13 protein-coding genes are annotated in these 12,541 nt (G+C 72.5%); 9 read left to right on the top strand and 4 right to left on the bottom strand.

The genetic code is table 11. The annotated features are described in order from the left end of the window. The first annotated feature begins 131 nt into the window (after positions 1 to 131). Positions 132 to 902, top strand: coding sequence for an alpha/beta hydrolase (locus tag AB0M28_RS37830; RefSeq protein ID WP_365414916.1), 771 nt, complete (start codon positions 132 to 134; stop codon positions 900 to 902). Between the two features lie 15 nt (positions 903 to 917). Here AB0M28_RS37830 and AB0M28_RS37825 read toward each other — a convergent pair whose 3' ends face one another. Beyond that, positions 918 to 1,781, bottom strand: coding sequence for a DNA-formamidopyrimidine glycosylase family protein (locus tag AB0M28_RS37825; protein WP_365414914.1), 864 nt, complete (start codon positions 1,779 to 1,781; stop codon positions 918 to 920). 40 nt (positions 1,782 to 1,821) lie between these two features. On the opposite strand from AB0M28_RS37825, the gene AB0M28_RS37820 reads away from it, so the two are divergent. After that, positions 1,822 to 2,574 carry a helix-turn-helix transcriptional regulator gene (locus AB0M28_RS37820; RefSeq protein WP_365414912.1) on the top strand — a complete coding sequence of 251 codons (753 nt, stop codon included), beginning with the start codon at positions 1,822 to 1,824 and terminating at the stop codon, positions 2,572 to 2,574. On the opposite strand, the gene AB0M28_RS37815 is transcribed toward AB0M28_RS37820, so the two are convergent. Then, positions 2,553 to 2,948 carry a VOC family protein gene (locus AB0M28_RS37815; RefSeq protein ID WP_365414910.1) on the bottom strand — a complete coding sequence of 132 codons (396 nt, stop codon included), beginning with the start codon at positions 2,946 to 2,948 and terminating at the stop codon, positions 2,553 to 2,555. The two genes, AB0M28_RS37820 and AB0M28_RS37815, sit on opposite strands and share 22 nt — an antisense overlap. Before the next feature lie 193 nt (positions 2,949 to 3,141). On the opposite strand from AB0M28_RS37815, the gene AB0M28_RS37810 reads away from it, so the two are divergent. Continuing rightward, the gene (locus tag AB0M28_RS37810; protein ID WP_365414908.1) at positions 3,142 to 4,320 is read left to right on the top strand and encodes a helix-turn-helix domain-containing protein; all 1,179 of its coding nucleotides are present in this window, start codon (positions 3,142 to 3,144) and stop codon (positions 4,318 to 4,320) included. Positions 4,321 to 4,341: 21 nt separating this feature from the next. Here the strand turns inward: AB0M28_RS37810 and AB0M28_RS37805 are convergent, their stop codons facing one another. Continuing rightward, positions 4,342 to 5,265, bottom strand: a complete 924-nt coding sequence (locus AB0M28_RS37805) for an NAD(P)/FAD-dependent oxidoreductase (protein ID WP_365414906.1) — start codon at positions 5,263 to 5,265, stop codon at positions 4,342 to 4,344. Between the two features lie 64 nt (positions 5,266 to 5,329). Here AB0M28_RS37805 and AB0M28_RS37800 point away from each other — a divergent pair, with 64 nt between their 5' ends. From AB0M28_RS37800 to AB0M28_RS37785, 4 genes are all read left to right on the top strand, one after another. Continuing rightward, the gene (locus AB0M28_RS37800; RefSeq protein WP_365414905.1) at positions 5,330 to 5,824 is read left to right on the top strand and encodes a MerR family transcriptional regulator; all 495 of its coding nucleotides are present in this window, start codon (positions 5,330 to 5,332) and stop codon (positions 5,822 to 5,824) included. Positions 5,825 to 5,895: 71 nt separating this feature from the next. Continuing rightward, positions 5,896 to 7,050: a Re/Si-specific NAD(P)(+) transhydrogenase subunit alpha gene (locus tag AB0M28_RS37795; RefSeq protein ID WP_365414903.1), complete on the top strand. Its 1,155-nt coding sequence runs from the start codon at positions 5,896 to 5,898 to the stop codon at positions 7,048 to 7,050. After that, the gene (locus tag AB0M28_RS37790; RefSeq protein ID WP_365414902.1) at positions 7,047 to 7,364 is read left to right on the top strand and encodes an NAD(P) transhydrogenase subunit alpha; all 318 of its coding nucleotides are present in this window, start codon (positions 7,047 to 7,049) and stop codon (positions 7,362 to 7,364) included. Before AB0M28_RS37795 ends, AB0M28_RS37790 begins: the two co-directional genes overlap by 4 nt. Continuing rightward, positions 7,361 to 8,773 carry an NAD(P)(+) transhydrogenase (Re/Si-specific) subunit beta gene (locus tag AB0M28_RS37785; protein ID WP_365414900.1) on the top strand — a complete coding sequence of 471 codons (1,413 nt, stop codon included), beginning with the start codon at positions 7,361 to 7,363 and terminating at the stop codon, positions 8,771 to 8,773. The genes AB0M28_RS37790 and AB0M28_RS37785 overlap by 4 nt, the downstream gene beginning before the upstream one ends. 83 nt (positions 8,774 to 8,856) lie before the next feature. Here AB0M28_RS37785 and AB0M28_RS37780 read toward each other — a convergent pair whose 3' ends face one another. Then, positions 8,857 to 9,030, bottom strand: a complete 174-nt coding sequence (locus AB0M28_RS37780; RefSeq protein ID WP_365414917.1) for a hypothetical protein — start codon at positions 9,028 to 9,030, stop codon at positions 8,857 to 8,859. Positions 9,031 to 9,445: 415 nt separating this feature from the next. Between AB0M28_RS37780 and AB0M28_RS37775 the strand changes: the two genes are divergently transcribed. Then, positions 9,446 to 10,036, top strand: a complete 591-nt coding sequence (locus AB0M28_RS37775) for a TetR/AcrR family transcriptional regulator (RefSeq protein WP_365414898.1) — start codon at positions 9,446 to 9,448, stop codon at positions 10,034 to 10,036. A gap of 136 nt (positions 10,037 to 10,172) precedes the next feature. Further along, positions 10,173 to 12,419 (top strand): MMPL family transporter, encoded by a 2,247-nt coding sequence (locus tag AB0M28_RS37770; protein WP_365414896.1) that lies wholly within the window; start codon positions 10,173 to 10,175, stop codon positions 12,417 to 12,419. Positions 12,420 to 12,541 lie beyond the last annotated feature (122 nt).

Here is a 12,541-nt window from a genome sequence, read left to right as displayed (position 1 = left end):
GATGCGGATAGTTCTGTGTTTGATTTCCTTGAAGGCTACGACCTGCTCGCGGCGTTCTGGGTGACCGTGCAGCTCGCGCTGTCCGGCTGCTGGTCCTGCCCCTGGTCTCGTACCGGTTCGGCGTACGGCGGGTGGCGAACGTCCGCTACGGCGACGGGGGCCGGGGCCACCTGCTGGACGTGTACGTCCCCCGCTCGGGGGCGGCGAACGCGCCGGTCCTGGTCTATCTGCACGGCGGAGGCTTCCGCACCGGCAGCAAACTGCTCGGCGCACGCCCCCTGCTGTACCGGTTCGCCGCCCGTGGCTGGGTGTGCGTCAGCGCCAACTACCGCCTGCGCGGCGGTCTGGACTACGCCGACCGCCTCGCCGACGCGCGGCAGGTCATCCGATGGGTGCACGAGGACGGCCCCGGCTACGGGGCCGACCCGTCCACGCTGTTCCTCGCCGGCGGCTCCGCGGGGGCGCACCTGGCGGCCACGGCGGCGCTCACGGCATCGGGCGGTCTGGAAGGGGAGGCGGCCGGCCCGCCCGCGGCCGGGGTGATCTGCTTCTACGGCTACTACGGCCGGGCCGACGCCGACCCGGACTCCACCCCCCTGGCGCACCTGAACCCCGGCGCCCCGCCGTTCCTCGTCGTCCACGGCACACTGGACACGCTCGTCCTGGTCGAGGACGCCCGCCACTTCGCCTCGGAACTCGCCCGGGTCTCCGCCCGACCGGTGGCCTACGCCGAACTCCCGGGCACCCAGCACAACTTCGACTTCTTCCCCTCCCCACGCCTCCACGCCGTCACCGACGCGGTCGAGGACTTCACCACCTGGGTCCGCGCCGCCCACGCCGGCGAACGGCAGTCTCCGCCGCCGGTGCCCTCCGGCCAGGACGGCGAGGGGATCACGCGATGACCGGCGGCCGGACGCCTACTTGAGCAGCCTCGACATCCGCCGGTCCGCCAGCGGCTTGCCGCCCGTCTGGCACGTCGGGCAGTACTGCAGCGCCGAGTCACTGAAGGACACCTCCAGGATCGTGTCCCCGCACACCGGGCACGCCTCCCCCTTGCGGCCGTGGACGCGCAGGCCGCTCTTCTTCTCCGCCTTCAGCTTGCCCGCCGCCAGGCCGCGCGAGCGCTCCACCGCGTCGCGCAGGGTGGAACCGATCGCCTCGTACAAGGTGGCCGTCTCCTCGTCCGTGAGGTTGCCCGCGGGTTTGAAGGGCGAGAGCTTCGCCGCGTGCAGGATCTCGTCGCTGTAGGCGTTGCCGATGCCCGCGATGGTGGACTGGTCGCGCAGGAAGCCCTTGATCTGGCGGCGCTCCCCCGCGAGCAGGTCGCGCAGCGCCTGAAGCGTGAAGTCGCCGGCGAGGGGCTCCGGGCCCAGCCGGGCGATGCCGGGGACCTCCTGCGGGTCGGACACGACGTACACGGCGAGCTTCTTCTGCGTGCCCTGCTCCGTCAGGTCGAAGCCACCGCCGCCGTCCAGCGTCACCCGCAGGGCGTGCGGGCTCTTGCCGCCCGGGCGCGGGGGCCTGGCCGGGAAGGAGTCCTTCCACTGCAGCCAGCCCGCCCGCGCCAGATGCGTGATCAGGTGCAGGTCACCGGCGGTGATGTCCAGGAACTTGCCGTGCCGGACCACGGCGGTGACCATCTGCCCGCGCAGGGCCGTCGCGGGCGGGTCGTACGTCTTGAGCACGTTGATCGTCAGCGGCAGCACACCGGCGATCTCGCGGCCGACGAGGTGCTCGGTGAGGAAATCGGCGAGGGCTTCGACCTCCGGCAGTTCGGGCATGGGTCCAGTCTCTCCCAGCGCGGCGGGGCATGCTGGGGACATGTACGTGGAGCGGGCGGCGGACGGTGTGCCGGGAGCGGTGGTGTGGATCCGCACCGGCGGTACGGGCGGTCCGTACCGGGTGCTGCCCGACGGCTGCATGGACCTGATCTGGAGCAGCGGCACCCTGCTGGTCGCCGGCCCCGACACGCGGGCCCACCTGGGACAGGACGCCCCGGGTGCCGAGCACGCCGCGCTGCGGTTCGCCCCCGGGCAGGGCGCGGTGCTGCTCGGCGTACCGGCGGTGGAGCTGCGCGACACCCGGGTGCCGCTGGACGCGCTGTGGCCCACGGCCGAGGCGCGGCGGCTGGCCGAGCGGATCGGGGAGGCCGCGGACCGCGGGGCGGTCCTGGAGCGGGTCGCCGGGCGGCTGCTGGCGCGGGCCGAGCCGCCCGAGCCGTATCTGCCGGCCGTGGTGCGCGGCCTGCGCGCCGGGCGGTCCGTGGCCGAGGTGAGCGCCGCCGCCGGGGTCGGCGAGCGCACGCTGCACCGGCGGTCGCTGGCGGTCTTCGGGTACGGGCCCAAGACCCTGGCCCGCGTGCTGCGGATGAACCGGGCGCTGGAGCTGGTCCGGGAAGGCCGCCCGTTCGCCGAGGTGGCCGCGCTGGCGGGGTACGCCGACCAGGCCCATCTGTCGCGTGACGTCAAGGCACTGGCCGGCGTGCCCCTCGGCCGGCTGTCCCGGGCGGACGGTCAGGGCGACAGGGCCGCGGCGAGTCCCGGGGCGGACGGTCAGGGCGAGAGAGCCGCGTAGAGGTCGACGTGGTTGCCGTCCGGGTCGCGGACGACGGCGTAGCGCTGGCCCCAGAACGCGTCCCACGGCGCCTTGTGCCCGTCGTGGCCGGCCGCGGTCAGCCCGGCGTAGAGCCGGTCGACGTCGGCGGGGCCGTCACAGGCGAAGGCCAGGGCCAGCCGGCCGGGGCCCGTGGGCGGCTGCCACTGCGGGTCGAAGGAGCGGATCGTCTCCTCGGTGTCCCACATCAGGCGCAGGCCGCCGGGCAGCTCCGCCTCGACGTGCGGTTCCTTCTCGGCGTCCGCGGGGACGTCCAGGCCCAGGAGGCGGTAGAAGGCGAGCGAGGCCGCCATGTCCGAGACGGCCATTCCGATGGCGTTGAATCGTGCGGTCATGCCGGACACGTTAGGAGCCCGCCGGCGGGCGCGTCTTGAAGGAATCGGACAGGATCCGCCGTTCGGCGCGGGTGATCGGCATACCCGTACGACGGCGGGCGCGCCCTGTGCAACTGCCCAGGCCCGCCACCGCCGACCTGAGCAAACGGCACGGGAATTCCCCCCGGGCGGGGCACCCGCCTAGTGTGGGCGCATGACGGATGCCGACTGGGCGGTACGCAAGGAGCTGGCCACGGCGATGCTGGCGGACCTGGAGAAGCTCACCTCCGATCTGGTGGCGGACATCCAGGCGCACAGCGCGCTCTACTCCGCCGGGCGTCCGGTCACGCACGCCGACCTGCGCGGCCAGTGCCGGCAGAACCTGCAGCTGGCCCTCGAGGAGTTCGGCGGACTGCCGCCCACCGCCGGCGACATCCACGCCGCCGCGACGGCCACCGGGCGGCGGCGGGCCGAACAGGGCATGCCGCTGGACACGGTGCTGGGGGCGTACCGGCGCGGCGGCCGGGTGATCTGGCAGGCCGTCGCCGATCTGCTGCGCCACCGGCCGCCGGTCGGACAGGAGGCCGTCGGCGAGCTGGCGGGCACCGTGTGGGAGATCATCGACGGCTTCTCGGCGGTGATGGCGAACTCCTACCGGCTCACCACCCTGGAGCTGCAGCACCGGCAGGACTCGCGGCGCGGGGCGCTGTTCGAGGCGCTGCTGGACGGCCGCGGCGGCGATCCGGCGGTCGCGGGGGCGGCGGCGGTCGCCCTCGGCGTACCGCAGCGCGACCACTTCGCGGTCGTCGTCCTCGCCCAGAACCCCGCGGCACCGCCCGATCCTTCGCCCGCGCTGGAGGCGGCCGGGCTGTGGTCGTTCTGGCGCCCCCGCGGCGAGGTCCTGGCGGGCCTGGTCCGCCTCGGCACGGCGGCGCCCGCCCGGCTGACGCAGACGCTCAGCGCCCATCTCGGCTGTACGGCGGGCATCTCCCCGCCCTTCGAGGACCTGGCCCAGGCCGACGAGGCGCTGCGGCTGTCCGAGCGGGCGCTCGGCACGCTGCCGGCGGGCGGCGGCGCGGTCGCGGAGCTGGACGAACGGCTGGTCGAGGCGCTGCTGTGCGCCGATCCGGAGATGGGAGAGCGGCTCGTACGCCGGTACCTGGCGGGCGTGCTGGCCAGCGGTGCCGAGCGTCCGGTGCTGCTGGAGACCCTGCGGATCTGGCTGGACACCGGATGCTCGGCCTCACGCACCGCCGAACAGCTCTACTGCCACCGCAACACGGTCCTGAACCGCGTCGGCCGCATCGGCGAACTCACCGGCTGGCCCACGGAGTCCGGCGAGGCGCGCCTGGGCTGGGCCCTGGGACTGCGGGCGCTGGAGCGGGCGGCGTGAGACCCGGACCCGGCTGCCGGCTCAACCGTCCAGCTTGAAGTCCGCCCCCACCAGCTCCCGGTCCAGCATCGACCCCGCCACGATCCCCGAGGCCGCCGCCACGCTCACCGCCGCGAAGGGCATCGGCAGGGCGGCGCGGTGGGCCATGTCGCCCGCCGCGTAGACGCCCGGGACCGAGGTGCGCTGGAAGTCGTCGACCTCCACCGCACCCGTGGGGAGCGGCGTACAGCCCAGCTGTCCGGCCAGCGGGGAGCGCTGGCGCAGCGTGCTCGCCACGAACACCGCGTCGCGCGGCAGCGGCTCCGCGCCCTCCAGCGCGATCTGCTCCAGCCGCCCGTCCGCCGACTCGAAGCGCAGTACGCGCTCGCACCGGACCGTGACCCCGTGCGCGGCCAGCAGCTCCGCCGCCTCGCGGGCCGGCCGCTCCCCGTCGGCGAGGAGGACCACGTCGTCGGTGAACCGGGTCAGCTGCAGGGCCAGGCGTACCTTCTCCGGTCCCGAGCCGAGCACCGCGAGCCGCTCGCCGGTCAGTTCGTAGCCGTGGCAGTAGGGGCAGTGCACCGCCGTACGGCCCCAAATCTCCGCCAGTCCGGGCACCGCGGGCAGCTCGTCGTACAGCCCCGTGGCCAGCACCAGCCGCCGGGTGGCGAGCGTGCGGCCGTCGGCCGTCCGCAGCCGGAAGCCCCCGTCCGGTGCCGGCTCGGCGCGCTCCACCTCCCCCTCGGCGACCTCGGCCGTGGGGTACGCCAGCAGCTGCTCGCGGCCCGCGCGGCGCAGGGCCTCGGGGGCGGTGCCGTCGTGGCCGAGGACGTTGTGCACGCCCTCGGCCGGGGCGTTGCGGCCCTCCCCCGCGTCGATCAGCAGGACCCTGCGGTGGCTGCGGGCCAGGGGCAGCGCGGCGGACAGGCCGGCGGGGCCGCCGCCCACGACGATCGCTTCGTACATGTGACTCTCCTCGGATGACCGGGACCGGTTGACCTGGACCGTCACTCTGCAAGTTAATGTCAACATGAAGTCAAGCGCGGACATGTCGATAGGCGAACTCGCCGCCCGCTTCCGTCTCGCCCCCCATGTGCTGCGGCACTGGGAGGCCATGGGCCTGCTCGCCCCGGCAACCCGGGTGAACGGCCGGCGCCGCTACGGACCCGAGGACGTCAACCGCGTCGCGATGATCGTCGGCGGCAAGAAGAGCGGCCTGTCCCTGGAGCAGTTGCGCGACCTGTTCGCCGTCGGCGGTCCGGCCGACCGGCGCGACCTGCTGGAACGCCACAAGGCCGAACTGACCGAGCGGATGCGGGCGCTCCAGGCGTCGATGGCCATGGTCGAGCACGCGCTGGACTGCGAGGAGCACGACTTCACCCAGTGCCCCAACTTCAAGGCGATCGTGGCGGATCTGGCCGCCGGCGGCCGGCTCGACCCGGCCGGGAACCCGGAAACCGGCTCCGCACCGGTGATCAGATCGAAGCCGTACGCCACCTCCCGGACGGGGAGCGGTTTCCAGTAGCGTGCGGCGGGCACCACCCAGGCGATCGTAGGAATGTCCGCACCCGTTCTCGCGACGAGGGAGATCTGCACATGGCAAGTCTGATCGCGGGGGTCCTCAGGGAGCGTGCGCCGGGCGAGCGGCGCGTGGCCCTGATCCCCGAAGCGGTGACCCGGCTGAAATCGGCGGGTGTGGACGTGATCGTGGAATCGGGGGCCGGAGCGGCCGCCTGGTTCACCGACGTCGACTACACGGCGGCCGGGGCCCAGGTCGTCGGCGTGGAGGAGCTGTTCCAGCGGGCCGACGTGGTGCTCTGCGTGGGGCCGCCGGAGGTGGAGGAGGCGGTGCCGCTGCGCCCGGGACAGACGCTGATCGGGCTGCTGGACCCGATCCAGCATCCGGCGCTGGTCGCCGAGCTGGGCGCCCGGGGCGTCACGATGGTGAGCCTCGACCTGCTGCCGCGCACGCTGAGCCGCGCCCAGTCGATGGACGCCCTCACCTCCCAGGCGAACGTCGCCGGGTACAAGGCGGTGCTGTTGGCCGCCGACTCCTACGACCGGTACTTCCCGATGCTGACCACCGCGGCCGGCACCTCGAAGCCGGCGGCGGTGCTCATCCTGGGCGCGGGCGTCGCCGGCCTGCAGGCGATCGCCACCGCCCGCCGGCTGGGCGCGGTCGTCACCGGCTACGACGTACGGCCGCAGGCGCAGGGCGAGATCGAGTCGCTGGGGGCCCGCTACCTGAAGCTGGACCAGGTCGCCTCCGCCGCGGGCGAGGGGGGTTACGCGCGCGAGCTGACCGGCGACGAGTCGCAGACGCTGCTCCAGGCGCTGGAGGACCACATCGCCCGCTCCGACGTCGTCATCACCACCGCCCGCGTGCCGGGACGCCGGCCCCCGCGGCTGGTCACCGCGGCCGCGCTGGAGCGAATGCGGCCGGGGTCGGTGGTCGTCGACATGGCGGCCAGCGAACTGGGCGGCAACGTCGAGCTGTCCGAGCCGGACAAGACCTCGGTGCTGGACAACGGCGTGACCCTGATCGGCGCCGGGAACCTGCCGTCCGTGATGGCGACCGCCGCCTCCACGGCGTACGCCCGCAACATCACCGCGCTGCTGACGCATCTGCTGAAGGACGGCGCGCTGCACATCGACACCGAGGACGAGATCCAGGCCGGTGTCGTCGTCACCCACGAAGGCTCCGTCGTCCACCCCGCCGTCGGCGGCACTCCCGCAGGAGGTGCGAAGTGAGCCTCGATCTGCTCACCGCGGTCACCATTTTCGTCCTCAGCGTGCTGGTCGGCTTCGAGGTGATCAGCAAGGTGCCCGCGACCCTGCACACCCCGCTGATGTCCGGCGCCAACTCCATCCACGGGATCGTGCTGATCGGCGCGATGCTGATCACCGCGGCGGCGGACTCGGCCGTCGAGTACGTCCTCGCGTTCGTCGCGGTCGCCTTCGGGGCGATGAACGTGGTCGGCGGTTACGCCGTGACGGACCGGATGCTGGAGATGTTCAAGGCGCGGCCCACGGTGGGCGCCGCCAAGGGGAAGGACGCGGCATGAGCGGTCTGGAGACCACGGTCCGCTATGTGCTGCTGGCCGCCGCGGCCTGCTTCGTGCTGGGCCTGCACCTGATGAACTCCCCCGCCACCGCGCGGCGCGGCAACACCCTCTCGGCCGGGGCGATGACGGTCGCGATCGTCGCCACCGGTGTGCTGCTGGTGGAGGACAGCTCGATCACGACCACCGGCTGGATCGTGCTGCTGTGCGGGGTCCTGGTCGGTTCGGCGGCCGGGCTGTGGGCGGCGCGCACGGTGCAGATGACGGCGATGCCGCAGCTGGTGAGCCTGTTCAACGCGGTGGGCGGCGGGGCGGCGGCGCTGCTGGCCATCGGCGAGCTGGTGCAGCACGAGCACGTGTCCTCGCTCGGGGCGCGCACCACGGTGCCGGGCGGGCTGGACATCCTGATCGGCGCGGTGACGTTCTCCGGGTCGCTGATCGCGGCGGGCAAGCTGCAGGGCGTCGTGCCGGGCCGGCCGATCGTCTTCCCCGGGGCGCGGGCGCTGAACGTGCTGCTGGCGGTGGCGTTCACCGGGTCGGCGGTGTGGCTGGTGGCGGACCCCGGCAGCGTCACCGCGCTGGTGCTGCTGACGGTGGCGGGGCTGGCGTTCGGGGTGACGATGGTGCTGCCGATCGGCGGCGCGGACATGCCGGTGGTGATCTCGCTGCTCAACGCGTTCACCGGTACGGCGGTCGGCATGGCCGGCTTCGTGCTCAGCGAGCCGGCGCTGATCATCGCGGGCGCGCTGGTCGGCGCGTCCGGCGGCATCCTGACGAAGCTGATGGCGGACGCCATGAACCGCTCCATCCCGGCGATCATCGTCGGCGGCTTCGGCACCGGCGACGCGGCCGCCGCCCAGACGGGTGACGGGGACACGCACGTACGGTCGGTCTCGGCGGACGACGTGGCGATCCAGCTGGCGTACGCGTCGAAGGTCATCATCGTGCCGGGGTACGGGCTGGCGGCCGCACAGGCGCAGCACGAGCTGGGCGATCTGGCGGCGCTGCTGGCCGAGCACGGGGTGGAGGTCAGCTACGCCATCCACCCGGTCGCGGGGCGGATGCCGGGCCATATGAACGTGCTGCTGGCGGAGGCGAACGTGCCGTATCCGCAGCTGAAGGAGATGGAGGAGGTCAACCCGGAGTTCGCGCAGGCGGACGTGGCGCTGGTCATCGGCGCCAACGACGTCACCAACCCCGCCGCGCGCCGGTCCGGCAACGCCATCTCCGGCATGCCGATCCTGGACGTGGACAAGGCGAAGAGCGTCGTGGTCATCAAACGGTCGATGGGCCACGGCTACGCGGGTATCGACAACGAGCTGTACACGGCCGTGCAGACCGGGATGTTCTTCTCGGACGCCAAACAGGGCGTGGCCGATCTGAAGGCGGCGGTGCGGGTCTTCGTCGGCTGACGTCGCGCCGAGTCGGCTCACGTCGCGCCGAAAGGAAGAGCCCCGACCCCTGCGGACAGGGGTCGGGGCTCTTCACGGCTGGGTCAGTCGATGCCCGGCAGGATGTGCGGCTCGGCGAGGTCTTCCTCGTAGCCGGCCAGCCGGATGGGGGCGGAACGCGCCCAGACCTCGAGACTGCTGAGTTCGTCCGACGCATGGGCACCCGCGCGGGTGCGGCGGTCGGGTTCGGCCTGGCTGCGTTCCTTGATATCTGACACCGTGCGCTCCTCCGTGTCTGTGAACTGGATCAGCTCCTGTTGTCGCCGGGGAAGTCGGCACCAGGGCTTGGCTTGCTAGCAGTTCGGACGCGGTGGCGCCGGCTGTGCTGGTCCGGGCGGCGCGGCCCGTTGTGCTGGGCGCGCCCCGGGACGGGCCGAGGGTGTCGGTGCTTCCCCGGTTGAAGAGGCATTCCGTCCCCCTCAGAGTAGCGACCCCCACGCTCATTCGCGCGCCAATAACCTGCTCGTAACAGGCTGTGGGGCCAGGGTTCACATCCGCCCGGTTCCGGCGGGCCCGAGAGGCACGCAGCGTGATCGACACCACATGCGAAACGGCCCCGTTTCGCTGGCTGTACAGCGTACGATTCTCGAGGAGTACGAAACCGTTTCGTTCCAGCCGGGCAGGAGGCGCCGCATGACAGACACCACCGTCATCCGCCGCTCCCGGCTGAGCGCGGAGCGCGAGCACGAGGTCTTCGACGCCGTGCTGGAGCTGCTGCGCGAGAACGGATACGAGTCGCTGACCATGGACGCCATCGCGGCGCGCACGCATGCCAGCAAGGCCACCCTCTACCGCCAGTGGAAGGGCAAGCCGGAGCTCGTCGCGACGGCCCTGCGGCACGCCAAGAGCGGCGCGCTGCCGGATCCCGACACCGGCAGCCTGCGGGGCGACCTGCGGCTGCTGGCCTCGTACGGGCTGAAGGACGCGGACAGCGACCATGCGCTGATGCGGGGCCTCGCTCAGGCCGCGCACGCGTACCCGGAGCTGCATGAGGCGATGCGGGAACTTCTCATCCTCCCCGAGCTCGAGAAGATCCAGAGCCTGCTGCGGCGCGCCGTGGACCGCGGTGAGGTGCCGGCCGACTCGCCGGCGCTGGAGTTCGTCCCGCACATGCTGTGCGGGGCGTTCGTCACCCGGGAGTGGGTCGAGGACCAGCGTGTGGACCTCGACTACCTCACCCGCTATCTCGACGCGGTGGTCTTCCCCGCCCTCGGCGTCGAGTAGCTCCCCTCCCCCAGTCCCCCGTTCTCCACCCTCCCCGTCTCCCCGACAAGTTCACAGCTCCACCTGGCAGACGCCGCTTCCGTCGCCGGGGTGGATCACCACGTCCACTCATCAGACGATCAAGGAGTGTCCGCCCGTGGCAACTCTGCTCTACCGACTGGGACGGTTCTCGTTCCGGCACCGAAAGCTGGTCGGCCTCCTGTGGGTCGCCCTGTTCGTCCTGGCCGGCGTCGGCGCCTCCTCGGCCGCCAAGGCACCGGCGGACGACTTCAAGCTCCCCGGCACCGAGGCCCAGCAGGCCTTCGACCTGCTGGAGCAGCGCTTCCCCGGCGGCAGCGCCGACGGGGCCACCGCCCGGATCGTCTTCCAGACCGAGGACGGCTCGAAGATCACCGCGGCCGAGCACAAGGCCGAGGTCGAGAAGGTCCTGGACCAGCTCGCGGGCGGTCAGGCGCAGGCCGTCGGCGACCCGTTCGACACGCCGGGCGCCGTGAGCGAGGACGGCGACACGGCGTACACGACCGTGACGTACAAGGTCCCCGCCATGGAGATCACCGACGCCACGCACGAGGACATCGACAAGGCGCTGGACTCCGGCCGTGACGCCGGGCTGACCGTCGAGGCTGGCGGTGACGCGCTGCAGGTCGAGCCGGACATGGGCAACGGCGAGATGATCGGTGTCGGCATCGCCCTGGTGGTGCTGATCATCACCTTCGGCTCGCTGGTCGCGGCCGGTCTGCCGATCCTGACCGCGCTGATCGGCGTCGGCATCGGCATCTCGTCGATCACGGCGCTGGCGACCACGCTCAACCTCTCCTCCACCACCTCCACCCTCGCGATGATGATCGGCCTCGCGGTCGGCATCGACTACGCCCTGTTCATCGCCTCGCGCTACCGCGCGGAGCTCATCGACGGGCACTCGCGCGAGGAGGCCGCCGGCCGCGCCGTCGGCACCGCGGGCTCCGCCGTGGTCTTCGCCGGCCTCACGGTGATCATCGCGCTGGCGGGTCTGGCGGTCGTCAACATCCCGATCCTCACCAAGATGGGCATGGCCGCCGCCGGTACGGTCGCACTCGCCGTGCTGATCGCGCTGACCCTGGTCCCGGCCGCGCTGGGCCTGGTCGGCAAGAGGGTCTTCGGCCGCAAGGTGCGCAAGGCCAACCCGCAGACGCTGGTCCCGGCCGCGCACGAGACGGACGGCAAGCCCAACATGGGCACCCGCTGGTCGCGCTTCGTGCTGCGCCGCCCGCTGGCGGTGCTGATCGCGGCGGTGGCGGCGCTGGGCGCGCTGGCCTTCCCCGTGTCGCAGATGGAGCTGGGCCTGCCCTCCGAGGGCTCCAGCCCGACGGACACCACGCAGCGCAAGGCCTACGACATCCTCTCCGACGCGTACGGCGCCGGCTTCAACGGTCCGCTGATGGGCGTCGTCGACGCCAAGAACGCGGACGACGCCAAGCAGGCCGCCGAGGAGATCGGCGACAAGATCGCCGGTGTGGACGGCGTGGTCTCGGTGAGCCCGGCCGCCTTCAACGAGGCCGGCGACACGGCGACGATCAGCATCGTCCCGAGCACCGGGCCGAGCGACGCCGAGACCGAGGCGCTGGTGCACGACATCCGCGACCTGGCCCCCCAGCTGAAGTCGGACACGGGCGCGGACCTGTACCTGTCCGGTACCACCGCGATCAACATCGACTTCTCGCAGGTGCTCGACGACGCCCTGGTGCCGTATCTGGCGCTGGTGGTGGGCCTGGCGTTCGTGCTGCTGATGCTGGTCTTCCGGTCGCTGCTGGTGCCGCTCAAGGCCGCCCTGGGCTTCCTGCTCTCGGTGCTCGCCGCGCTCGGCACGGTCGTGCTGGTCTTCCAGGAGGGCCACCTGGCGAGCCTGTTCGGGGTGGAGTCGACCGGCCCGATCATGTCGATGATGCCGATCTTCATGATCGGTGTGGTGTTCGGCCTGGCGATGGACTACGAGGTCTTCCTCGTCACCCGGATGCGCGAGGCGTTCGTCCACGGCGAGCGCCCGGGCGAGGCCATCGTCACCGGCTTCAAGTTCGGCGCCCGGGTCGTCACCGCGGCCGCGATCATCATGATCAGCGTGTTCTCCGGCTTCATCGGAGCGGGCGACGACATGGTCAAGATGATGGGCTTCGGCCTGGCCGTGGCGGTGCTGCTGGACGCCTTCGTGGTCCGGATGGCGATCGTCCCGGCGGTGCTGGCGCTGCTCGGGCGGCGCGCCTGGTGGCTGCCGAAGTGGCTGGACCGGGTCCTGCCGAACGTCGACGTCGAGGGCGAGCAGCTGCGCAAGAAGCTCGAGTCCGAGGTGCGGCTGTCGAAGTCGGACGACGGCGACGACGAGCGCGAGCGGGAGCTCGCCAAGGTCTGACCCGCGCACAGCGCGACGGCCCGGCCCCCTGCCCCCCCGGGGGGCCGGGCGCGGGCGGGTCGGCGGGGACCTCACCCAGCCCACCCGGCCCCGCCCGCCGCCACAACACCACGCGAGGGGAC

This window comes from Streptomyces sp. NPDC051940 (genome assembly GCF_040680895.1).
Lineage (GTDB): Bacteria > Actinomycetota > Actinomycetes > Streptomycetales > Streptomycetaceae > Streptomyces.
Note: the sequence above shows the minus strand (reverse complement) of the source record. Positions and strands in the feature narration are given on the sequence as shown.